Genomic DNA, 23811 nt, shown 5'->3' with positions numbered 1-23811 from the left:
TATGCTGCGGTATATTTTAAAGCGCATCCTCGTCATGATCCCCACGCTGATCCTGATCTCGATGCTGGTCTTCACCATCATCGAATTGCCGCCGGGCGATTATTTCGAAAGTTATGTCGCCGAACTGCGCGCCATGGGCGAAACGGCAAACCTCGCCGAAATCGAGGAACTGCGCGTCCGCTATGGCTTCGATCAACCGGCGCCGATCCGTTATTTCCGCTGGGCCACCGGCATGCTGGTCGGTGATTTCGGTTATTCCTTCGAATATCAGCTGCCGGTCAGTGACGTGGTCGGAGATCGCCTCTGGCTGACAGTTCTGGTCTCCTTCGTCACCATTATCGTTACCTGGCTTATCGCCTTCCCGATCGGCATCTATTCCGCCACGCATAAATACAGCTGGGGAGATTACGGGCTCACCTTCCTTGGTCTGCTCGGCATCGCCATTCCCAACTTCATGCTGGCGCTGATCCTGATGTATTTCGCCAATATCTGGTTCGGCATATCCATCGGCCATCTGATGGATCGGGAATATCTCAACCAGGCGATGAGCTGGGCGAAGTTCAAGTCGATCCTTGAACATATCTGGATACCCGTCCTCATCATCGGAACGGCCGGCACCGCCGGCATGATCCGCCGCCTGCGCGCCAACCTGCTCGATGAATTGCAGAAGCAATATGTCGTCACCGCCCGTGCCAAGGGGCTGCACCCCTTCAAGGTGCTGACCAAATATCCGCTGCGCATGGCGCTGAATTTCTTCATCTCGGATATTGGCTCGATCCTGCCCGCGATCATATCGGGCGCGGAAATCACCGCTGTCGTCCTGTCGCTCGAAACCACCGGCCCGATGCTCATCCGGGCGTTGCAGAGCCAGGACATGTATCTGGCCGGTTCGTTCCTGATGTTCCTCGCTTTCCTGACGGTGATCGGCGTTCTGGTATCGGATATCGCCCTTGCCATACTCGACCCGCGAATCCGCTTCGGAGGTGGTAACGTCAAATGACTTCATCCATCCCGAAACCGGGCGAAGCGCTGCCCCATTACGTATCGACCGCGCCTTTCGATCCATCGTTGATCGAGCCCAATACCTCTGGAATGGCGGCCTTCAGCAAGGCGTCGCAACTGCGACTCATGTGGTGGCAGTTCCGCCAGCACAAGATCGCGGTTTGGTCCGGCGCCTTTCTGCTGGTGCTTTATCTCTCGATCCTGATCTGCGAATTCCTCGCGCCCTATAATCTCCACACCCGCAATATCGAACATATCTACGCCCCGCCTCAGGCCATTCATTTCTTCAACGACGGCAAATTTGTCGGCCCCTTTGTTTACGGCCGGGAAATGACGCTCGATATGGACAATCTGAAACGCGTCTACCGGGATGTGCCGACGGATATCCAGCCGCTGCGTTTCTTCTGCAAGGGCGATACCTATCGTTTCTGGGGCATGTTCGAGGGCAGGACCCATTTCGTCTGCCCCGCAGAAGGCGGTGAAATGTTCCTGTTCGGCACGGATCGCCTCGGACGCGACGTGCTGTCCCGCATCATTTACGGCGCCCGCATTTCGCTCACCATCGGCCTCCTCGGCGTCGCCATGAGCTTCGTTCTCGGCATTGTGATCGGCGGTCTGGCAGGGTATCGCGGTGGCACCTTCGATCTGATTGTCCAGCGCATCATCGAGGTCCTGCAATCCATTCCAAGCATTCCGCTGTGGCTGGCGCTTGCGGCGATCATGCCTGTGACCTGGAGCCCGATCCTCGTCTATCTCGGCATCACCATCATTCTCGGCATGCTGGACTGGACGGGGCTGGCGCGCGCCGTGCGCTCGAAACTGCTGGCACTTCGCGAGGAAGACTATGTTTTGGCTGCACAATTGATGGGTGCTGGCACACCGCGCATCATCGGCAGGCATCTTATTCCCGGCTTCATGTCGCATCTCATCGCCTCGGCCACATTGACGATACCGGGCATGATTCTCGGCGAAACCGCCCTGAGCTTTCTCGGCCTCGGTCTTCGCCCGCCGATCACAAGTTGGGGAATTCTGCTCACGGAGGCGCGCAGCGTCAGCGTCATTGCGCTATATCCATGGCTTCTCATACCGACGATCCCGGTCGTCCTCGTCATTCTGGCCTTTAATTTCTTCGGTGACGGACTACGTGATGCTGCGGACCCCTTCAGATAAAATGGAATACGCCTTGATGAACTGCCCTTCCGCCATCGCCTTTACCGTGAAAGGCAACAAGAGGTGTGGCCCATGACCTCCCGTTTAAACGACGCGCGCATTCTCATGTACAGCCACGATTCCTTCGGGCTCGGGCATCTGCGGCGGTGTCGCACGATTGCGCATGCGCTGGTGGAGGATTATCGCGGCCTCAACGTCCTCATCATTTCAGGCGCGACGATTGCCGGCGCCTTCGATTATCGCGCCCGCGTCGACTTCGTGAAAATCCCGAGCGTCATCAAGCTGCGCAACGGCGAATATACCTCGATGGACAGGCATATCGATCTTCAGGAAACCCTGAAGATGCGCCGCTCCATCATCTATCACACCGCCGAAAGCTTTAAGCCTGACATCTTCATCGTCGACAAGGAGCCCATGGGCCTGCGCGGCGAGGTGGAGGAAACGCTCGCCTATCTCAAGGGGCAGGGAACAAAGCTCGTCATCGGCCTGCGCGATGTCATGGATGCGCCGCAACTGCTCGAGGCGGAGTGGAAGCGCAACAACGTCATGACCAAGATCGGCCAGTTCTATGACCATGTCTGGGTCTACGGCCCACCGGATTTCCACGACCCGCTGACGGGCCTTGATGTTCCTGAGACCGTTCGCGACAAGATGGATTTCGTCGGCTTCCTGCAGCGCTCCAAAACGCAGGCCGAAACCGTGTCACATCGACCGGAAGGTGACTACCTTCTCGTCACCACCGGCGGCGGCGGCGATGGCAGCGAATTGATCGACGATGTCATCAACGCCTATCGCCATGACAAGGAACTGACGCACAAGGCGCTGGTGGTTCTCGGCCCCTATATGCCGGCCGATCAGCGTCAGCGTTTCATGAGCAGCGTCGCCGATATTCCGCATATAGAGATCATCGAATTCGACAACCGCATGGAAGATCTCGTCGCCGGCGCCCAGGCCGTCGTGTCGATGGGCGGCTACAACACCGTCTGCGAAATATTGTCCTTCGACAAGCCCGCCCTCGTCGTGCCGCGCACGGTGCCGCGGGAAGAGCAGCTTATCCGCGCCAGCCGCGCATCGGAGCTTGGTCTTTTCGACATGCTTCTGCCGGAAGACGCCGAAAATCCCGCCAAGATGGCCGCGGCTCTGAAAGCGCTGCCGAACCGCGCGCCGCCTTCCGTCAATTCACGGAATCTCAAGCTCGACGGTCTGGAAAACATATCGCGCCGGATCGCCGAATGGCTGCCGCCCGAGGGCGAAAAGGCGCCGATCACGCTGACCGCGTGACCGGCTCCCCGACCAACACCGCTTCAAAAGAGACACGCGCAACGTGACAGATACAAAAAAAATCGTGGTGCTCCTCAAGGGCTATCCGCGCCTGTCCGAGACTTTCATAGCACAGGAACTTCTGGGGCTTGAAAAGGCCGGGCTGAAACTTGAACTCATGTCCATGCGCCGGCCGACGGATAAAAAACGCCACCCCGTCCATGATGAAATCCGTGCACCCGTCACCTATCTGCCGGAATATCTGCATGAAGAACCCTTGCGGGTTTTAAAGGCGCTATGGGCCTGCCGCAAGAAACCGGGCTTCACCAGCGCGCTTCGCCGCTTCTTCAGCGATCTGCCACATGATCTCAGCCGCAACCGTTTCCGCCGTTTCGGGCAGGCCGCCGTGCTGGCGCATGAATGGCCTGTGGATGCCGAGTGGCTGCATGTCCACTTCATCCACACGCCCGCCTCGGTCGCCGCCTATACCCATCTCATCACCGGGACGCCCTGGACGATTTCCGCCCATGCCAAGGATATCTGGACCTCGAACGACCGCGACCTTGCCGCCAAGCTGCAAAGCGCCCGCTGGACCGTAACCTGCACCGCCGGTGGTTTTCAACACCTGCAAACCCTTTCCGGAGCAAAACGGAATGTTCATCTGAGCTATCATGGGCTCGATCTCACCCGTTTTCCCCATTTCGACACACCGCGTCCGGCACGAGACGGATCGGAGGCGGATGATCCGGTCCAGATTTTAAGTGTCGGCCGGGCAGTCAAGAAAAAGGGCATCGATATTCTGCTACAGGCGCTGGCGTCTCTTCCGCAGCATATCCATTGGCGCTTCACCCATATCGGCGGCGGCGATGAACTGGCCGCGCTGAAGAAACTCGCCGACGAACTCGGCATCGCCGACAGGATCGTCTGGACCGGCGCCATGGACCAAAAGCAGGTGCTGGAGAACTACCGTGAAGCCGATCTCTTCGCGCTGGCCTGCCGCATCACCAGCGATGGCGACCGAGACGGCCTTCCCAATGTGTTGGTCGAGGCGGCCAGTCAGGCGCTGACCTGCATTTCCACCAATATTTCGGGCATTCCGGAGTTTTTCGTCTCTGGTGAAAACGGACTGCTGACGGAGCCGGAAAACCCCGCAGCCTTCGCAGAGGCTCTGCGCAGCGCGATCACCGATCCGCAATTGCGCCAGCGTCTGGGCGCTGCCGCCGAAAACCGCGTTCGAACCGCCTTCGATCACCGCACCAGCATTACCGAACTGAAGGCCCTGTTCGAGACCGAGTGGGAAAAGACGCCATGAATGACACGGAAAAGCGCCCCTCCGTCTTCTTTTATGTCCAGCATCTTCTGGGCATCGGCCATATCGCCCGCGCCAGCCGCATTGCCAATGCCCTGCAGGCGAATGGTTTCGATGTCGTTCTGGTGACAGGCGGCACCCCGGTTCCGGGCTTTCCGGGCGAAGGCATCCGCCATGTCGAATTGCCGCCGATCGCGGTCAGCGACGGCAACTTCTCCGGTCTTGTCGACAGTTCCGGCAAGCCGGTGGACGATACCTTCAGGAAACTCAGAACCGACATGCTGATCGGCGCCTATCACGGTGCGAAACCCGATATCGTCATCATCGAGGCTTTCCCCTTCGGCCGCAGGCAGGTGCGTTTCGAATTGCTGCCACTTCTGGACGAGATCGAGGACAGCGAACCGCGCCCGCTGGTCATGACATCGCTGCGCGACATCCTGCAGGAAAAAACCAAGCCGGGCCGGGACGAAGAAACCGTGTCGCTGGTGAAAAAACATTTCGATGCGGTGCTGGTGCATGGCGACCCCGGCTTCGCCCGGCTGGAGGACACCTTCCCCCTTGCCGGCGAAATCAGCCAACGCATCGTCTATACCGGCCTTGTTGCCCCGTTGCCACCGTCGCAACCGGCGGAGAAATTCGATATCGTGGTCTCCGCAGGCGGTGGCGCGGTTGGTGCAGCACTTGTCCGGGCCGCCCTTGAGGCCGCGCCGCTGCTGGACGCTATCAAAAGCTGGTGCCTCATCACCGGCCCCAACATGCCACAAGCGGATTTCGATGCCATCTCGGCTGAGGCGCCGGACAATGTCTCCGTCTTCCGTTTCCGCAAGGATTTCGCGAGTCTGCTCGCCGGCGCGCGACTTTCGGTTTCACAGGCGGGTTACAACACCGTCTGCGATATTCTTCAGGCCAAATGCCGCTCGCTCCTCATCCCCTTCGCGGTGGGGGGCGAAACCGAACAGAGCGCCCGTGCCGAACGGCTGGCACGGCTGGGGCTCGCGCATGTGCTGGAGGAGAAAGATATCTCCGCGCAATCCATGGCCGAAGCCATCACGGCGGCGTTGGCTCTACCCGGACCGGACACGATCCACCTCGATCTCGATGGCGCGGCCGGTACGGCTAGAGTTCTGCGCCGCCTTTATGATGAGCGGTGAGGATCGCCTTTAATTCGCGAACCGCCGCCTCATCCGTGCCCTTGCGGCCATCGCCGGTGAAACCGAGCTTTGCCACCCGGCTTTCCGGGTCATAAGGCGGGACGGCGGAACAGGATGCGTGAATCTCGGTAATCGGAAAGCGATCCAGCAATGCCTGCACGCTCTGCGGACGCACGCCAGCACCCGGCATGATGACGACCCGACCGGCCGCTCTCTCGGATAGACGCGCCAGCGCCTCAATCCCTTCAAGCGCCGAACGCGCGCCGCCGGAGGTCAGAATTCTCGGGAAACCGAGCGCAATGGCCGCCTCCAGCGCTTCATCCATATCTGGAACGACATCGAAAGCGCGGTGCAGAGTCATATCCAGCCCGTCTGCGTGGCCGCGCAATTCTTCAAGCAAGGCAATATCAAGCGAGCCGTCGCCACGCGATGCGCCGAGCACCAGGCCGGAAAGGCCTGCAGCGCGTGCCGCGTCGATATCGCGTTTCATCACATTCGCTTCATCACGCGTGAACACGAAGTCACCGGCACGTGGCCTGATCATCACGCTGACAGGCACTCCACAGGACGCCGCCCGCTGCATGAAGCCGGCGGACGGCGTCACGCCGCCACCGGATAGCGCAGCACAAAGCTCGATCCGATCGGCCCCACCCCGGACCGCCGCTTCCAGACCGGCCACATCGTCCACGCAGATTTCGAGAATCATCGTAACCTCTTTCATTTGAATGTGTCCCGTTTTCGCGCCGGACCATCCGAAAACCGTCCACACTTTTCGGTCCGACGCTCTACCTGCGGCGACCCGTCCCATCAAGCGCATAGAGCATATAAACACCACCAAGACCCACGATGGCCCCCAATATGGAGGTTCCCGAATAGGTGGAGACCATTGTCCCGACGGCAAAGATCAGTGCACCAAGACCCGCTCCGAGGAAGATATTGACCGCAATCAGCGAGCTTCCGAGCCCCGGCCGGTCCGCAATCAACTCCTGCAGATAGGTGATGGGGATGCTGATGATGGCAGCGGCCCCCAGCGCGCTGATGACGGTCTGCGCATAGATATGCCAGGGAGCCGTCGCAAGCCCCTGCAGAATGAGGTAGACCGCATAAAGCACCGCTCCCGCCGCCAGCGTCAGCGTTTGCGGCACCTTCTTCTCGATCCAGCCCCACAAGAGAATGAAAACGATTTCCAGCGCGGCAACGATGCCCGCCACGATGCCGATATCCGCGACCGTGCCCTTTGCCTGACCGGTTATGATGAGCGAACGTATGGAATCATTGAGATGCAGCATCGAGCAGATGAGCGCAATGGCGATGATCCGCAACAACACCCGTCGCGATCCGATTTCCGCAAGCGAGGCGCGCAGGCCGAAACGCGCTTCGGTATTCGCCACCGCCGGCGTGGCGGCCCGAGGCAGGCAAAAGGCCACGAGCAGAAAACAGACAAGCGCGCAAAGGCCGGAGAACAGGAAGGCCGTCAGCATATTGCCGGAACTGATGAGAAAAATGCCGACGATGCCCGGCACCAGCACCCATGACAGCGAGATTGTCGCCCGCATGATTGAGTTCACAGCAATCATGTCGCCCGTAGAAAGGTTGCGGGCATCGGCGCGCACATGCGCGAAGATCAGCGAGTTCATCGCCCCGAAAATCGGCAGGAGAATGAGCTTCGCGCTGACAAAGGCCGTGGCATTCCCTGCCAGATAAACCAGCATATAACCGCTGACACCGAACAGCGCGATGAACAGCATGGGTTTGCGATATTCGCCCAGCCTGTCGGCGACGATGCCCATCAGCACGCTGGCGCTGACATTGATGATGGCGGCAAACAGCATCAGCAGGGAATAAACGGTGTTGCTGAGCCCTATTTCGCGAATGCCGATGACCGCCTGATAAGGTGCGGTCGCCGCATTCGAGAATCCGAAAAACAGGATGGCAAGCGCCCCGATGCGGATCGACGGATTATTGATGACGATGGAAAGAGCCGACGGCATGGATATTCGCCTGAGATGATCCGGCCCCGCCGGATCGCTGGATAAAAGCTACCGGACCGCTGTCATCGCCAGCGGGCCGAAAGGATGGGCTTGGGGATATAGTCGAAATGCTGCTTCCAGGGGTAAAAATCCCCGTCCCGGCGGCGGTTGGGAAGGTTTTCGATATCCTGATTGATGACCCCTTCCGTCAGCGCCATCAGGTTGGGATTGGCGATCGGCGCAAGCTCCGGGGAAAGATAACCCGATTTGACGACCAGCAGCTTCACCGCCTTCGGATCAAAACCGAGACGCGTGAAATCCGAAATCATGTGATAGGGCCTGCGTCGCGCCGCCAGAATGACGGTTATACCGCCGATACCTACCACCGCCTGCCGCTGATCCGCAGCGCTGGAATCATCCAATTTCAGGACCTTGGCTTCGACAGTGACCGAAGGGCTTTGCGGATCGAGACTGCCGCCGATCTTCAGGGAAAGGCCCGCACCCTCGTCTGCCGCAAAGCAGGCTTCGACCGCCGGTCGGTCGGTGATGCCACCGAGGAGTGCACCCTGCCAGTTGCGCGCAATCAGCGCCGCCAGAACATCGGCACGATCGCCGACCCCGCCACCGGTTGGATTGTCGCCGGAGTCAGCGAGAATGATCGGGCCGGTAACCATCTTTTCCGCAATATCCAGAATGGCCTCAAGCGGCTCGGTCACAGGACCGAAACGAAAATCCTGCCGGGCGTCCCAGTAAGATTGCGCGATTTCGGCCGCAACGGCCTGTGCGGCCTCTCGGTCCGATCCCGTCACCACCGCGCAGGCCGTCGCGCGTGGCTCATCAGCCCAGACGTAACCGATCATGAAATTCGCGTCCCAAATGCCGGGCCGGGTGTCATAGCCCGGCAGAACCGCATAAAGGCTTTTGGCCGGTTCATCTTCGGTGGACGTCTTTTCACCGGGCAGGAGCACGGGAATTTTCGCCCAAGCCACACCGGGCTTTTCACCCGTTTTCAGGGCCTTGAGCAACATCGTCCAAGCCCGCACCATCGTCTCGCGCACGTCGATATGTGGCGCAGTTCGGTAGCCGGCAAATATATCCAGCTGATCGATGATCGTCTGGCTGACATTGCCATGCAGGTCGTAGCTCGTAGAAATGATCACATCCGGGCCAACGACAGCACGGGCGCTGGAAATCCAGTCCCCTTCCGCATCATCCATGCCTTCGACATTCATCGCGCCATGCATGGCGAGATAAAGCCCGTCGAGCGGCGGGCAAGCCTTGAGACGGTCAAGAAACTCCGCCTTGAATGCATCATAAGCCACCCGCGACACCGGGCCGCCGGGCACCGCTCGAGCGTGCAGAAGCGGCAGCACGTCCGCCCCGCCTTCATCGAGAAAATTGAAGTATTCGGCCTCCAGAAGCTCCGCGCCGCGAAAGACGCGAAAATCCTGCTCGCCCATCAGCACCGGCGAATAGGTGCTGCATTCGGTATGGATTCCACCAACGGCAATACGCATGGCGCCTTCCCCCTTAATAAACCGGGCTCAAGGGAACGATGGCGGAGAACCGCAGCCAGTCCTTCTGCGCCTTCGGCGTCCATGCCGCCTCGGCAATGGCCGGCAGCCTCGGGAAAACCAGATGGTTGAAATAGGCGCGGTTGAGGAAATGTTCGGACCAGATGCAGGCCTGAACGCCCTTCATCCGCTCCTTTAATTCCTCGGGAAATTCGCCGACGGCCTCATAGGCATAGGTATGCGAAGGCGGAACTGTGCCGGCCCAGCTTGCACCCGGCTCCTGCCAGGCTTCATCCTGCACCATGTCGAGATAATAGGCCTGACCCGGCGTCATCACCACATCATAACCCTGTTTTGCAAGCTCAAGACCGACTTCCGGCTTCTGCCATGCCATCAGCAATGTTCCAGCCGGATCGACACCGCCGCCGTGGGAAACCTCGTCCCAGCCGGCAAGCTGGCGGCCACGCTCATGCAGCATCCCCTGAATGCGCTTCATGAAATAGGACTGGATGCCGAAGGTGCCATCCAGCCCCTCCTTTTCCATCAGCGCCTTCGCAAGCGGCGAGGCCAGCCATGAACCATCCGCAACCTCATCGCCACCAATATGGATCAGCCGCGACGGGAACAGCTCCACCATCTCGTCGAATATCTTGCCAAGGAACTCATAGGTCGGCTCGATGGCCGGATTGAGCGCATTGTTCGGATATCCCTGCACCGAGCGATAGCTGTCGGGCGCTTCCTGCCCATCCGTCAATTCCGGATAGGCGACAAGAGCCGCCGTGCTGTGGCCGGGAATATCGACTTCCGGCACGATTTCGACATTCAACGCGGCCGCATGGGCAACGACCCTGCGCACGTCGTCCTGGGTGTAATAGCCCGAAACCGGTTCGGCCCCGTTGCCAAGCTGCGGCAGAAGCGGTGCATCCGGACCACGGGTCGCACCCACGGTGGTCAGCAGCGGATAGGCCTTGATTTCCAGACGCCATGCCTCGTCATCCGTCAGGTGCCAATGGAACCGGTTCATGCGCAGCCATGCGAGAATATCGATGAGCCGCACGACATCGCCGGTCGGATAAAATTGCCGCGAGACATCCAGATGGCAGCCGCGCCAGCTGTAACGCGGCGCATCGCTGATGCTGCCGGACGCCGGAAACCGGAATTTGGGATCGACGCGTGCGCCATGCAGCAGTTGCGCCAGAACCGTCAGGCCATATTGCAGACCGGCAGCGGCCGAATATTCCACAACAACCGCTTCTCCGGAAAAGGTGAGACGATAACCTTCGGCTTCCAGCCCGCTATGCTGTTTGAAATGAAGCGGCTTTCCCTCATGAACCGGCGCAAGGCTGAAGGGCACGTGTCCCACGGCAAAAAGCCTGCGGAACAGGGAAAGCACGGTTTCCACTGCAAGAACCTCTTCCGTGCTTGCGTCTTCCGTCGGGAAAAGCGCGACAGGAAAGCCCTCACCCGGTTCGGCATTGATTTCAGCAGGCCATGGCTGGATGGCGAAAGGCAGGTCGAGCTTTCCTTCCGGGAGCAGCACCGGAGCCGGCTCGCTGTGATGCCCATCCAGCATCAAATCGCCGACATCAACGGCGCGATGTGTGCCATCGGCAAGGCTGACATAGGCGGATTTCGCCCCGTCGGTGCGATGCCGCGCGGGCCTCAGGAGGCCATCAACGGTAAAGCGCCAGGATTTCCCCGCTTCGAGCACGAAACCGGCTGGCGGCGCAAATTCATGGAAATTGGCATTGCGGCGCAGATAAACGGCATTGCCGCAAACCGGCTTGTCCACCGTCCGCGTCAGCGACGTATAGACGATGCGAAAATCCTTCAGCGGCTCACGCGAAAGATTGACGAGCGTGAACGTAAAGCCGCCGGATGCGGACTCTGCTAGCGGATGCCATGAATTTTCGAGACGATAATTTGCGAGCGCCATGATGCTCCCCTCCATTGCGTATTGAGCCCCTGAGAGGGCTTCGATCAGTAGTGTTCGGATTGCGAAAAAGTCCGGGCCAGCGGCGCCTGCCCCGCCGTCAGCCCGCAATCGACCGGCAGGCACACGCCGCTGATGGCCTGTGCCTGCGGACCGGCCAGAAATGCGACGGCGCTGGCCACATCTTCGGGCCGCACGATCCGTTGCAGCGGATACCAGTGCTTCGCCTCCTCGAAGACCTGCGGATTGCTGGCCGCCCGTGCTTCCCATGCCTGCGTGCGCACGGTTCCGGGCGCCACGGCGTTAGCGCGAATGCCGAATTTTCCGTATTCGACGGCGATCAGCTTCGTCAGATGGATCAGCCCGGCCTTGGCCGCGCTATAGGCCGGATGGCCGAACACCGCCATACCGTTAACGGAGGTGATATTGACCACAGACCCCCGCGTCCGCTTCAGCGCATCCTCGAAAGCCCTGAAGCAGAGAAACGGCGCTTCCAGATTAAGGGCATTATCCCTGCGCCATATGTCGGCGGTCGTGTCATGCAGGCTGACGGCCCTTGCTGCACCCGCATTGTTAACGAGGGTCGCGACATCGCCCAGTTCCGAAACCTCGGCGGCCAGCCGCGCAAGGTCCTGCGGATCGGTGACATCGCAGGTCTTCGCAACGAAGCCGGGACCGGAAAGCTGGGAAAGCGCATTGGACAAGGCGTCGGCATCGATATCGACGAGCACCACCTTCGCATGGCTTTCAGAAAGTGCTGCCGCAATCGCCCGCCCAATATCACCTGCCGCACCGGTCACGATGGCGAGCTGGTCTTTCCTGTCCTGCATCTCCTACAACTCCCTTGAAGCTTTCCAATCCACCGCGGGGCGGGGTCTCAGGCAAAACGGCCCGTGTTTTTCATCGTCCGCACTCAGTCACCGAGCAATTGCTTGTCATCCGAATCGCGATGCTCCACGAGCTGCTGCTTGATGTGGCGCAATGTCACCATCGACCTCTGCCGATGGTGATAGGCGGCAAGCGTCGCCAGAATATCGACGGCCGCCAGATAGGCGTAACGCGATGAGGTCGGGCGGAAGATGTTGTTTCCCTCGGGCACATTGACGGCAACGACGATATCCGCAGCCACGGCAAGCGGCGTGTCACTCTGGGTCAGCGCGATGGTGGTCACCCCCATCTCCCGCGCCAGCCTGAAACACTTCACCAGCTCCATGTTGCGGCCGGAAAAGGACGAACCGATAATCACGTCTTCCTTGCGCGCAGCGGCCGTCATCATCAGCTGCATGCTGTGATCGGCGCTGGTGGAGACACGCAGGCCAAGGCGGAACAGCCGGTTCTGGATTTCCGAGGCGATCATCGAGGAATTGCCGCCGGCACCGAAGGCGTAGATCATGCCGCCATTGGCGATCTTGATCGCCGCCTTTTCGGCAAGGGCGGGATCGAGCGTCCTGTGCAGCAGGAAAAGCGCTTCCTGCGCCTTGGCAAGCACCTCTTCGGCAACATCCGACGGTCCCGTGCTCGATGGTTCCGAAGTCAGGTAACGAATACCGACATAAGCGGTCTTGGCGAGGCTGACCTTGAAATCCGAAAAACTCTGGCAACCAAGCCTGCGGCAGAACCGCGTGACTGTCGGCGGGGAAACCTCGGCGCGCGCGGCAAGCTCGATGATCGAGGCATTAACGGCGAATTCGAAGTCCGAAACCAGAATATCGGCGATCCGCCGTTCCGATTGCGAGAACTGTCCCCTGTCTTCCTGTATTCTTGCGAAAATATCCATGCTCACCGGTCTCCGTTCCGCCAAAACTCAAGCCTTGGCCCCGTTACCGATGCACCCTAATCCAGGACGCCCGTCAACCGTACACACCCATGAATCGACCGCCTTCCATCCCGATGACGACACGCTGCATATCCTTGATTTGAAAATTATTTTCTCTGTTGATTGCGAGATGAGCATATGCCAACAATATTCGCCAGAGAAATCTCCAAATCCTGAAAATAATTTCAACAACGGACACAAATCATGCGCGACCCCTTCAAAAACCCCTTTCCCGAAACAGACATTGCCCGTCATTCCATCTGGGAGATGCTGGTGACGCGGGACATCGACGCTTTCCTCACCGCGGACTGGTCCAAGGTCGCGGATGATTTCGTCGAGGACGGTTTTCTCGGCATCAATGCCAATCGGGATGCGAACCCGGACAATTGGCGTCTGTCCTTCCCTTCGCTCACCGCCTATCGCGACGAGTGGCTGAGACAGGCGAAGGATTTTCAGACCCAGCAATTCGCCGAAGATCCGCGCAATGCGATCTTCACGACCACAACGCTCGAAGAGATCGAAGTGGAAGGCGAGACCGCGCTGGTTCGCAAGAAGTTCGACGGAGGACTTCGCAAGGCTGACGGCAGCTTCGACGTCATGAAATGGCAGACGCTCTATTATTGCCGGCTGCACGAAGGACGCTGGAAGATCAGCGGTTTCACCGGTTACATGCCCAATCCCATGCCCTGACAGAGCAGACATACGGGAACGTTGCGAACGCCGGGCCGAAAGCCCGGCGTTGTTTTTGCGTCTGGCGGAGACGGATGAAAACCGTCGAAAACGCATCGCATCAGAAAAAGCCGGGCACGGAAAAACGGATGTCATGGCCCGGCTCCTGCCCTTTATTGGATCAGCTTGAGGACGGAAAGGTCGACACGCCGTTCGAGCGCAATGCCGCTTTCATCGAAAAGATGGCAATCCGCCGCCTTGATGCCGGTGACGATCGGTTCATCAACGACGACAGGCGCGGAACCGGAAAGCAACGCGCAATAGTTCTCGCCCGTAGGGGCGACGCCATAAGCGATCGTGTTCACCCCCAGCCGCTCGATGACGCTGGGCGCAACCTTCACGTTCAGGTCAGCCGTTTCCAGACCGGTATGTTCCGGGCGAATGCCAAGCGTCAGTTGCCTGCCTTCAAGGCCGGCGCGAGGCTCCACCGGTACCGTTACCGTCTGGCCCTCATATTCCACAGTCACGCCCTCGGCGCTGACGGACTCGCAGGTGACCTTCAGGAAATTCATTTTCGGATTGCCGATGAAACCGGCCACGAACAGGTTTGCCGGTTTGTGATAAAGCTCGAGCGGCGCACCGACCTGGGCGATTTCGCCGGCGTTCAGCACCACGATGCGGTCAGCCATGGTCATGGCTTCCACCTGATCGTGGGTGACATAGATCATCGTCGCCTGCAGCGTCCGGTGAAGATTGGTAAGTTCGATGCGCATGTCGGCGCGAAGTGCCGCATCGAGGTTGGACAGCGGCTCGTCGAACAGGAATATCTTCGGCTCGCGAACGATGGCGCGGCCGATCGCGACGCGCTGGCGCTGACCGCCGGACAACATGCCGGGACGCTGCTGCAGGCGCTGGTCGAGTTGCAGGATCTTGGCAACCCCCTCGACCTTTTCCTTGATCTTGCTCTCTTCCATCTTTTCGACGCGCAGCGGAAAAGCGATGTTTTCGAAAACAGTCATATGCGGATAGAGCGCATAGGACTGGAAGACCATGGCGATGCCGCGTTTGACCGGCGGCAATTCATTGACCTTCACGCCGTTAATGACGACGTCGCCCGCGGTAATATCCTCAAGGCCGGCGATCATGCGCAGCAATGTGGATTTGCCGCATCCCGAAGGGCCGACAAAAACGACGAACTCGCCATCCCTGATGTCGAGCTGAACGCCCTTGATGACTTCGAAATGTCCATAGTTCTTGCGGACGTTGTTGAGATAAAGCTGACCCAAAACTTGCCTCTCCCGTCACCAGCCGACATCAGGCTGCGTTCAGAGACGTTCCGAAACACGGGGGAAAACCGTGTCGGATCGGAACCGTTGAAAAAACACGAGAGGACGCGTCCATGAAGGCGGCGATCATTCTCGCGGCGAAATAGCCGGTTGCGGACGACACGCGCCCGCAACCATGCCGATGCGGATTATTTATACTGCTCGAGAGCGGAGGAAGCCTTCTTCGCGGCATCTTCCGGTGTTGCCTTGCCGGTGACGACAGACTGCACCATCTCGATCATCACGTCCTGGAAGCCCTTGTAGTCGGTGAAGAGCGGCTCGGGACCACCATAGGCGATACCGTCGATCAGCGGCTTCCAGAAGGGGTCCTTGGCGACGAATTCATCAACCTTGGCCGACGGACGCAGCGGGGTGAGACCAGCGCCGCCCTGCAACTCGTACTCGCCCTGCGGACCGGGTGAGGTGATGAACTTGGCGAATTCGGTCGCCTTTTCTTCGACACCGGTTCCCTTGAAGATCGCAAGGCTGTCGGTGATGAGCAGCGTGCCGGGACCCTTGGCTTCGGGGCCGAGCGGCAGCGTGGCGATGCCCCAGTTGATCTTGGTTTCCTGCAGGCGGGTTGCGGCACCCGATCCGGCCTGGATCATGCCAACCTTGCCATCAAGGAAGATGGCGCGGATTTCGTTCTGCTCGTAGGCCGTGGGACCTTCGACGGAATAAGGCGTGATGTCCTTGTAAGCCGTGAGCGCTGCAACAACCTGCGGGCTGTCGACGGTGATCTTGTCGCCATCGATGACCTTGCCGTTATTGGTATAAACCCAGTGCATGAACTGGTGCATGGTGTTGTCGAAAGTCTTGGCGGGCAAGCCATAGCCGGCAATGCCGGTCTTTTCCTTGATCTGCTTGGCGAAGGCGATTTCTTCAGCCCAGGTCTTCGGCGGCACTTCCGGGTCGAGACCGGCCTGCTTGAACAGGTCCTTGTTCCAGTAGAGCGCCTTGGTCGAGAACGCGACCGGCACGCCCCACTGCGTATCCTCGAAGGTGACCGTGTCGACGATGTTAGGGTAGTAGCTCTTCTTTTCATCTTCCGTCATCGGCACCGGAACGATGAGATCGTTCTGCGCGAACTGCTTCAGCGTGCGCGAGCCGACATAGGCCATGGCGACCGGGGTGCCGGCGGCGGCAAGCGTGGTGGCCTTGTCCTGGCACTGCTCCCAGCCGACGACTTCGGGCACGACCTTCCAGCCCTCGTTCTTGCCTTCCCATTCCTTGATGTATTTTTCATGGATGGGATCCATCTTATCGCCGCAATAGATCCAGCTGATCTCCTTGTCAGCGGCATGCGCCGTCACCGTGCCAAGGGCGGTGGAACCGGCAAGTGCGAAAGCGCAAAGCGCCAATCCGTAATGTTTCAGTGCCATAGTAGTCTCCCGTTTTTGGTAGTCGTTCCGGTTGTTGGTTATTTCACCGCGCCTGCGGTTAGCCCGCCGACGAGATATCGTTGCATCAGGAAAATCGCGATCATCGCTGGGGCGATACCGACGAAGCTCGCTGCCATAAGTTCGTTCCAGACGACCTCCTGCCGGCCGAAATAGGCAAACAGACCCACTGGCAGCGGCATATATTCGGTCTTGGAATTGAACGTCAGCGCGTAGATGAATTGCTGCGCATAGGCCTCGATAAACGATGAGATTGCGACGACCGCTATGCCGGGCGTTGCTATGGGCAAGACAACCCGACGCAGGGTGTAGAGCCTGCTTGCGCCATCGACATAAGCCGCCTCCTCCAACTCTCGGGGTATGCGGCGCATATAGGTCACGAGAAGCAGGATACCCGTCGGAATTATGAAAGCGACTCCGGGAATGATCATCGCGAAGTAGGTATTCAATACACCAATGGAGCGCATGAGGCGAAACAATGGAATAAGGAGCACGGCGCCCGAAAACATCTTCACGGCAAGGAATATTCCCAGCAGCAGACCCGCGCCTTTGAAGTTAAAGCGGGCAAACGCGTATGAAGCGGGTATCACGAGTACCAGAACGATGAGCGTAATGCTCCCCGCGATGAAAAAGGAGTTGAAAATATAAAGCGCAAAACCCGGCACGCTGACCCACATCGTCCGGTAGGCCTCGAAGGAGCCATTCTCGGGCCAAAACTTGTAAGGGGACGAAAACAGCAGGCTGAGCGGTTTCAGCGAAACCAGAAACCCTTCCACGAAGGGTGCCAGCACGAAGGTGAGGAACACAGCGACGCCGCAATAGATCCCGACAACTTCATACCACCTGTAGCGGTTGATCATCGCATTTTTGTCGGTCATCGGCTGGCCTCCTGCGAGAAACGGCTGGTGATGCGGAAATAAAAGAAGGTGAAGATCGACAGGAAGATGCAGATCAGCACGGCGCGCGCGGCACCTTCACCATATTTGTAAGCTCCGATCGCCGTCTTGTAGGTATCGATGATCATGGTTGTGGTTTCGCCGTTCGGACCGCCACGCGTGAGAATCCAGATGATATCGAAGGAATTGAAGGTCGAAATCAGTGACAGGACCGACATGGTGATCATGGCGGGCAACATCAGCGGCAGCGTGATCCGGCGGAAGCGATAGGCGCGGCTTGCCCCGTCCGTCCACGCCGCTTCGTAAAGGTCCTGCGGAATGGACTGGATGGCGGCCAGCAGATAGAGCGTCACCATCGGCACGCCGATCCACACATCGGTGATGATCGTTGCCCAGAAGGCCGTATTGCCATAGGCAAGGAACGCGACCGGGCCGTTTACCAGACCGAGATTCTGCAGCACGCCGGAAATCATGCCGAACTGGCCGTTATACATCCAGCCCCACATGAAGATGCCGATAGCCATCGGCACGATCCATGGCGGCATTGTCAGGATACGAAACAGTGCCCGGCCAGGTACCGCCGAATTCAGAAGCACTGCACCAAATGTGCCGATGATCATCTTTATCGAGACGGAAAAGAACGTCCAGATAAAGGTCCGCGTGATGACATCGGCAAACGTCGCGTTGAAGATCTTCTCGTAATTGATGAAGCCGACCCAATTCGTCACTTTTTTAAGCGACGCATCGGTGAACGACAGGATGAACGTATCCACGAGCGGATAGGCGACGATTAGAGCGATATATAGAAGCGCCGGCAGAAGAAGAAACCAGGCGAAGACGACTGCGCTGCGTTTTGCATCCATAGCGCAGCCCCCTCAAGCCGACTTCGCGGCGGAGGATTTCGGCCGCCCATGGAGCGCCAGGTCATATTCATCCCACACAGGCTGGAGGTCGACCACCTTGCGGCCGTGACGCGCCTCGTCCATGGCGAGCGCCAGAATACCGGCCTCGATCGCATCGAGCGCGGAAACCGGCAGGGGGGCACCCTTGACGATATGGGCGACGACGTCCTCGGCCATCTGTTCGTCGGCACCATAATGCTGCGAAAGCGTGGTTGCCGCCGAATAGGTCTTTGCCACGGTCTTCTCGTTGGTCCGGGCATTGTGCACGTTGAGGAAGCCGCGCACGAAGTCGCCCTCCGCCATGCCCTTGGCGCCGATCACGCAGAAACGGCGGAAATCGTCGGGAACGTTGAGATTGGTATGGAAGGCAAGCGACGCGCCATTTTCATATTCAACGATCGCCGTCTGGTAATCGATGATGTCGCCGTCGCTGTCGAAGACCTTTTCGGAACCCATCCAGCCGCTCGGCTTGCGATGGTAGACCTCCATGTCGTTGATACCGTCATTTTGCGGGGCATTGGCAGGCGTGAAGCTCTTGCGCCCGCCAAAGCTCGATACGAACCGCGGCCTTGCACCGACGACACCATTATAAAGATCGAGATCGTGGCAGCATTTTTCCAGCATGAAGGAGCCGGAATAATGCTCGTAACGCCGCCAGTCGCGCATGAAGAACGCGCCGTGATAGGGCGGAATATGTTCCGAGGCCTCGATGGAAACGACATCGCCGAGCTTGCCTTCGGCCTGCGCGGCGCGCAGATCGCGGTAAAGCGGCGAATAACGCAGGACAAGGCCGACCAGCAGCCGCTCGTGGCCATGCTTGTTGAGCAACCGGGCAAGCTCAAGGCTCTCCTCGATGCTGACGACGATCGGTTTTTCGCTGAAGATGGTGCAACCGGCCTCAAGCCCGATGCGGATATGTTCCAGATGCATATGGTTCGGTGAGCCGATCATCAGAAGATCGAATTTTTCGTTGGCGATCAGCGCCTCGGGACTGTCATACGCCTTGCCGACCGAAATGCCCTTTTCCTGCAGGCCCGGCAGACCGGCCGGAGCGGGATCGACATAACCGACGATCTCGAAATCCTTGTCGATTTCATGAAAAACGTAGCCCAGATAACCGAGACGGAATCCGAGTCCGATAATTCCCACCTTCATGAACTTTGTTCCCTGTTCATTCGTAATTCATTTTCGCAGAAGTGACCATTTCTACGCCGGCCATTCAGTTATCTGCGATAATTTCCCGTCACGATGAAATTAATTTTCAAGACGGTCAAGCTAAATTCGATTTCATGCGCCCGACTGAGAATCGGAAGCCGATTTTTTCCGGCAACGCGGATGCCCAACAGAGCGCCGATCGCCACCGATACAAAAACAATACCAAAAAAATGCCAATCGTCTATAGCAATATCCACAACTGGAAAATTTTTTTGGCTAATGCGAAAATATCAAGCATGAAGCCTGATTATTCGGCAAACGACCGAATAAAACACCGATTAATCGTACAAATTTGGCAATGGTTCTATTTTGGTATTGCCGATTGCGGCCCGTATGATATAGCCAGACATGGCCAGATCGATTGTGACAGAGGTTATGGATGAACGGGGCAGTGCTTAATCTGGACGACCTGCAATCGGGAGGCGGCGGCCCGCTTTACCTGAAACTGCGTCAGACGATTGAAGACGCCATCAATGGCGGCCGCCTGAAGCACGGTGACGCCCTGCCGCCGGAGCGTGATATTGCAGAAAGCGCCTGCGTCAGCCGCGTCACGGTGCGCAAGGCGGTGGATGATCTCGTGCGTGATGGTCTTCTGGTTCGCAGGCACGGCTCCGGCACCTTCGTCGTCAAGCCCATCACCCGCATGCAGCAGCCGCTGACCAAGCTCACCTCGTTTACGGAAGACATGCGCCGGCGGGGAATGACGGCAAGCACCCGCTGGCTGGACCGGGGATTGTTTTACCCGACCGGCGACGAGATGATGACGCTCGGCCTTTCACAATCGGCCATGGTGGCGCGGCTTACCCGCCTGCGCCTTGCCAATGATCAGCCGATTGCGCTCGAAGTGACGAGCCTGCCCGGCGATCTTCTGCCCGACCCGCAGCTGGTCGAAAACTCGCTTTATCTCGAGCTTGAAAAAAACGGCATCCGCCCCGTTCGCGCCATTCAACGCATCTCCGCCCGCAATCTGACGGATGAGGAAACGCTGCTGCTCGGCGTTCCGCCAGGCTCCGCCGCACTATCCGTGCAGCGCATGGCCTATCTGGAAAGCGGGCGCCTCATGGAAATATCGCGCGCCCTCTACCGCAGCGACGCCTATGACCTCGTCGCCGAACTGACGATGACCTCCGAGTGAAACACACCGACCAAGGACACAAAACGATGACAACCCTGATGCGCCAGGAAATCAACGAGATTCCCGATGCCGTCGCCCGTCTGCTGGACAATGCGAAAAATGATTTTCAGGAAGCCGGCAGCCAGCTGAAGGCCCGCGATCCAGCTGTTATCGTCACAATTGCGCGGGGTTCCTCCGACCACGCCGCACATTTCCTGAAATATGCGATCGAATTGCAGACCGGGCTGCCGGTGGCGTCGCTCGGGCCCTCGCTCGCCTCCATCTACCAGACGAAACTGCGGCTGGAACGGGCGGCGGCCTTCGCCGTGTCTCAGTCCGGCAAAAGCCCTGATATCGTTGCGCTGGCGGAAAGTGCCCGCAAGGGCGGTGCATTCACCGTCTCTCTCGTCAACACCCTGCCCTCTCCGCTTGGCAATGCAGCCAATCAGGCCATCGACATCCAGGCAGGACCGGAAAAAGCGGTCGCCGCCACCAAATCCTTCGTCAACTCCATCGTTGCTGGCCTCGCAATCCTTGCCGAATGGACGGAAGACAACCTGCTCGCCAAGGCCGTCAGCGCCCTGCCGCAGAATTTCGCAAGAGCCGTTGCCCTCGACTGGAGCCAGATTGCCGAGGCGGTGAAAGGCGAAGAATCGCTTTATATGCTGGGCCGTGGCCCCGCCCTTGCCATTGCCGCAGAAGCCGCGCTGAAATGCAAGGAAACCTGCGAACTGCATGCGGAAGCCTACTCCTCGGCGGAAGTCATGCATGGCCCGGTCTCGCTGGTCGCGCCGAAGTTCCCCGTCATCGCCTTTGCCGCACGCGACCGCGCGGAGGCTTCCGTGACGGACATTGCCGCGGGTCTTGCCCACAAAGGCGCAAATGTTTTCGTCACATCTGCAAAAGGCAGCCCGGCCAAGCCCCTGCCCTTCGTCGAGACCAACCACCCGCTGACCGATGCCCTGTTGCTGATCGCGCCGTTTTACGGCTTCATCGAGCAATTGTCGCGCGCGCGCGGCTTCAACCCGGATGCGCCGGCGGCATTGAAGAAGGTAACGGAAACCCAATGAGCGGCATAAAGGCATTTGTCGGCGCCCGCATTTTCGATGGCGCCGTATGGCATGATGGCAAGGTACTGCTGACCAGTGACGGACATGTCACCGACATCTCAGACAAGGTGCCCGCCGAAGCCGAAGTGATTGACGCGAACGGGTTGCTGATCGCGCCGGGCTTCATAGACCTTCAGGTCAATGGCGGCGGCGGGGTCATGTTCAACAACCAGCCGGATGTGGATGGCATCGCCCGGATCTGCGCCGCCCACGCAAAATTCGGCACCACGGCGCTGATGGTCACGCTCATCACCGACCGGCCGGATGTGACCTCCAAAGCAGCACAGGCGGGTATCGCCGCCGGCAAAGCAAATATGCCGGGTTTCCTCGGCCTGCATTTCGAGGGTCCGCATCTTTCGGTCGCACGCAAGGGCACCCATGATCCGGCGCTGATCCGAAAGATGGAAGCAGCCGATCTTGAGGTTCTGACCCGTTGCAAGGCGGAACTTGCCTTCGTGCTGACCACCATTGCCCCTGAAAACGTGACCAGGGAGCAGGTTACAGCGCTCCGAAAAGCCGGCATCGTCGTCAGCCTTGGCCACACCGACACAGGCCTCGACGTGGCGATGGCCTATGCTGATGCCGGCGCTTCCATGGTGACCCATCTCTTCAACGCCATGAGCCCGCTTGGCCATCGTGAACCGGGGCTGGTGGGAGCCGCACTTTCGAACGGAAAACTGGATTGCGGGCTGATCGCCGATGGTTTCCATGTCGATCCAGCCGCGATCGGCATTGCGCTGCGCGCCAAGAACGGCCCGGCCCGCATCTTCCTCGTCACCGATGCCATGTCCACCATCGGCACGGATGATGACGGCTTCGAACTGAACGGCCGGCGCGTCTATCGCAATGGCGGACGCCTGACGCTTGCCGATGGCACGCTCGCGGGGGCTGATATCGACATGCTGTCCTGCATCCGCTTCATGCATGAGAAAATGAACACGCCGCTGGAGGAGGCCTTGAGAATGGCCTCCGCTTATCCAGCAGAAGCCATCGGTGCTACGGCCAAGGGGAAACTCCTGCCCGGTTCCGATGCGGATTTCGTCGTGCTGACACCTGATCTTAAAATGCATTCCACATGGATCGGCGGAGAAAAAATCCACGATGCCGCCCGTTCCGGAGCCTGAACAATGATCGTTTGTTTCGATATTGGCGGAACGACCATCAAGGGGGCCATTGCTTATGCCCCGGATGATATTCGCCCCGTGCCGCGCATACCGACACCGAAAACCAGTTTCGAGGACTTCGCGGCCGGCCTCAAATCCGTCATCGACAATAGCGGCGGCACACCCGCCTGCGTGTCGCTGTCGATTGCCGGCGTCATCGATCCCGAAACCGGCAAGGCCACCGTTGCCAATATTCAGAGCATCCATGGCAGGGTGCTAAAAGACGAGTTGGAAAAGGCGCTCAACCTTCCCGTCATCGTTTCAAACGATGCCGATTGTTTCGTGATAGCCGAATCGGAAATCGGCTCCGGACAGGGCCATCGCGTCGTCTTCGGCGTCATCCTGGGGACGGGTGTCGGCGGCGGGCTGGTCATCGATGGCAGGCTCATCAACAGCGATGGCGGCTTCGCCGGCGAATGGGGCCACGGGCCGGTGGCCGCAACCCTGGCCGGCAATCCGCCGGTAGCGCTGCCGCGTTTTGAATGCGGCTGCGGCCTCACCGGTTGCGTTGATGCCATCGGCAGCGCCCGTGGCATGGAAAAGCTGCATCTGCATCTTCACCAGCGGGAGATGACCAGCGAGGACATCATCTCCGCCTGGCAGGCGGGCGATGCACAAGCCGCAAGAACCATCGATATTCTCGTTGATATTCTCGCCTCGCCACTCGCGATGGTGATCAACGTCACCGGGGCAACCATCGTGCCTGTTGGCGGCGGGCTTTCGAATTCAAGAGAGCTTCTGGCCGCTCTGGACGAAGCGGTCAGAAGCCGCGTTCTCCGGCGTTTCAACCGCCCGCTGGTCGTGCCTGCCATTTGCCGGATCGAGCCGGGGCTGATCGGTTCCGCCGTCATCGGACTGAAATACGAGAAGGAAATCGCCGTCCCTGCCTGAGC

At 59.1% G+C, this 23811-nt stretch carries 22 protein-coding genes; 11 read left to right on the top strand and 11 right to left on the bottom strand.

Annotated elements, in window-relative coordinates; genetic code table 11:
- Nucleotide 1 precedes the first annotated feature (1 nt).
- The 5 genes from N434_RS06710 (at nucleotide 2) to N434_RS06690 (ending at nucleotide 5892) form a co-directional block, all read left to right on the top strand.
- Nucleotides 2-1000 (top strand): ABC transporter permease, encoded by a 999-nt coding sequence (locus N434_RS06710; RefSeq protein ID WP_003521288.1) that lies wholly within the window; start codon nucleotides 2-4, stop codon nucleotides 998-1000.
- Nucleotides 997-2172 (top strand): ABC transporter permease, encoded by a 1176-nt coding sequence (locus N434_RS06705; protein ID WP_065114228.1) that lies wholly within the window; start codon nucleotides 997-999, stop codon nucleotides 2170-2172. The genes N434_RS06710 and N434_RS06705 overlap by 4 nt, the downstream gene beginning before the upstream one ends.
- A gap of 72 nt (nucleotides 2173-2244) precedes the next feature.
- Nucleotides 2245-3453, top strand: coding sequence for a glycosyltransferase family protein (locus tag N434_RS06700; protein ID WP_065114229.1), 1209 nt, complete (start codon nucleotides 2245-2247; stop codon nucleotides 3451-3453).
- A gap of 43 nt (nucleotides 3454-3496) precedes the next feature.
- Nucleotides 3497-4744 carry a glycosyltransferase gene (locus tag N434_RS06695; protein WP_181423898.1) on the top strand — a complete coding sequence of 416 codons (1248 nt, stop codon included), beginning with the start codon at nucleotides 3497-3499 and terminating at the stop codon, nucleotides 4742-4744.
- Nucleotides 4741-5892 (top strand): glycosyltransferase family protein, encoded by a 1152-nt coding sequence (locus tag N434_RS06690; RefSeq protein WP_065114231.1) that lies wholly within the window; start codon nucleotides 4741-4743, stop codon nucleotides 5890-5892. The genes N434_RS06695 and N434_RS06690 overlap by 4 nt, the downstream gene beginning before the upstream one ends.
- Here the strand turns inward: N434_RS06690 and N434_RS06685 are convergent.
- The 6 genes from N434_RS06685 to N434_RS06660 all read right to left on the bottom strand — a co-directional run bounded on the left by N434_RS06685 (nucleotide 5858) and on the right by N434_RS06660 (nucleotide 13086).
- Nucleotides 5858-6598, bottom strand: a complete 741-nt coding sequence (locus tag N434_RS06685; RefSeq protein ID WP_110756876.1) for a copper homeostasis protein CutC — start codon at nucleotides 6596-6598, stop codon at nucleotides 5858-5860. The genes N434_RS06690 and N434_RS06685 overlap by 35 nt on opposite strands.
- A gap of 79 nt (nucleotides 6599-6677) precedes the next feature.
- Complete coding sequence (locus N434_RS06680) at nucleotides 6678-7883, bottom strand: MFS transporter (protein ID WP_110756780.1); 1206 nt, start codon at nucleotides 7881-7883, stop codon at nucleotides 6678-6680.
- Nucleotides 7884-7945: 62 nt separating this feature from the next.
- Entirely contained in the window at nucleotides 7946-9379 is a 1434-nt protein-coding gene (locus N434_RS06675) for a M81 family metallopeptidase (protein WP_110756778.1), read from the bottom strand.
- Between the two features lie 13 nt (nucleotides 9380-9392).
- Nucleotides 9393-11312 carry a beta-N-acetylhexosaminidase gene (locus N434_RS06670; RefSeq protein ID WP_110756776.1) on the bottom strand — a complete coding sequence of 640 codons (1920 nt, stop codon included), beginning with the start codon at nucleotides 11310-11312 and terminating at the stop codon, nucleotides 9393-9395.
- 44 nt (nucleotides 11313-11356) lie between these two features.
- Nucleotides 11357-12139 (bottom strand): SDR family oxidoreductase, encoded by a 783-nt coding sequence (locus N434_RS06665; RefSeq protein WP_110756775.1) that lies wholly within the window; start codon nucleotides 12137-12139, stop codon nucleotides 11357-11359.
- Nucleotides 12140-12222: 83 nt separating this feature from the next.
- Nucleotides 12223-13086: a MurR/RpiR family transcriptional regulator gene (locus tag N434_RS06660; protein ID WP_110756773.1), complete on the bottom strand. Its 864-nt coding sequence runs from the start codon at nucleotides 13084-13086 to the stop codon at nucleotides 12223-12225.
- 243 nt (nucleotides 13087-13329) lie between these two features.
- On the opposite strand from N434_RS06660, the gene N434_RS06655 reads away from it, so the two are divergent.
- Nucleotides 13330-13815, top strand: coding sequence for a hypothetical protein (locus N434_RS06655; RefSeq protein ID WP_110756771.1), 486 nt, complete (start codon nucleotides 13330-13332; stop codon nucleotides 13813-13815).
- 152 nt (nucleotides 13816-13967) lie between these two features.
- Here the strand turns inward: N434_RS06655 and N434_RS06650 are convergent, their stop codons facing one another.
- From N434_RS06650 to N434_RS06630, 5 genes are all read right to left on the bottom strand, one after another.
- Complete coding sequence (locus N434_RS06650) at nucleotides 13968-15080, bottom strand: ABC transporter ATP-binding protein (RefSeq protein WP_110756769.1); 1113 nt, start codon at nucleotides 15078-15080, stop codon at nucleotides 13968-13970.
- 188 nt (nucleotides 15081-15268) lie between these two features.
- On the bottom strand, nucleotides 15269-16501 hold the full coding sequence (locus N434_RS06645) for an ABC transporter substrate-binding protein (RefSeq protein ID WP_065114240.1): 1233 nt from the start codon (nucleotides 16499-16501) through the stop codon (nucleotides 15269-15271).
- A gap of 38 nt (nucleotides 16502-16539) precedes the next feature.
- Nucleotides 16540-17397 (bottom strand): carbohydrate ABC transporter permease, encoded by an 858-nt coding sequence (locus tag N434_RS06640; RefSeq protein ID WP_065114241.1) that lies wholly within the window; start codon nucleotides 17395-17397, stop codon nucleotides 16540-16542.
- Nucleotides 17394-18278, bottom strand: a complete 885-nt coding sequence (locus tag N434_RS06635; protein ID WP_110756767.1) for a carbohydrate ABC transporter permease — start codon at nucleotides 18276-18278, stop codon at nucleotides 17394-17396. The genes N434_RS06640 and N434_RS06635 overlap by 4 nt, the downstream gene beginning before the upstream one ends.
- A 12-nt stretch (nucleotides 18279-18290) precedes the next feature.
- Nucleotides 18291-19472, bottom strand: a complete 1182-nt coding sequence (locus N434_RS06630) for a Gfo/Idh/MocA family protein (protein WP_110756765.1) — start codon at nucleotides 19470-19472, stop codon at nucleotides 18291-18293.
- Nucleotides 19473-19513: 41 nt separating this feature from the next.
- Here N434_RS06630 and N434_RS25735 point away from each other — a divergent pair, with 41 nt between their 5' ends.
- From N434_RS25735 to N434_RS06605, 5 genes are read left to right on the top strand one after another with little or no spacing between them, the layout of a single operon-like run.
- Entirely contained in the window at nucleotides 19514-19915 is a 402-nt protein-coding gene (locus tag N434_RS25735; RefSeq protein WP_181423896.1) for a hypothetical protein, read from the top strand.
- Complete coding sequence (locus tag N434_RS06620) at nucleotides 19912-20667, top strand: GntR family transcriptional regulator (RefSeq protein WP_065114245.1); 756 nt, start codon at nucleotides 19912-19914, stop codon at nucleotides 20665-20667. Before N434_RS25735 ends, N434_RS06620 begins: the two co-directional genes overlap by 4 nt.
- A 26-nt stretch (nucleotides 20668-20693) precedes the next feature.
- On the top strand, nucleotides 20694-21716 hold the full coding sequence (locus N434_RS06615; protein ID WP_110756873.1) for an SIS domain-containing protein: 1023 nt from the start codon (nucleotides 20694-20696) through the stop codon (nucleotides 21714-21716).
- A complete protein-coding gene (gene nagA, locus N434_RS06610; RefSeq protein WP_110756762.1) occupies nucleotides 21713-22879 on the top strand; it encodes an N-acetylglucosamine-6-phosphate deacetylase in 1167 nt (388 codons plus the stop codon). The genes N434_RS06615 and nagA overlap by 4 nt, the downstream gene beginning before the upstream one ends.
- A gap of 3 nt (nucleotides 22880-22882) precedes the next feature.
- Complete coding sequence (locus N434_RS06605; protein WP_110756760.1) at nucleotides 22883-23809, top strand: ROK family protein; 927 nt, start codon at nucleotides 22883-22885, stop codon at nucleotides 23807-23809.
- Nucleotides 23810-23811: the final 2 nt, after the last annotated feature.

The organism is Rhizobium sp. UGM030330-04 (assembly GCF_003208455.1).
Classification (GTDB): domain Bacteria; phylum Pseudomonadota; class Alphaproteobacteria; order Rhizobiales; family Rhizobiaceae; genus Agrobacterium; species Agrobacterium rhizogenes_A.
This window is presented reverse-complemented; position numbering and strand designations above follow the sequence as displayed.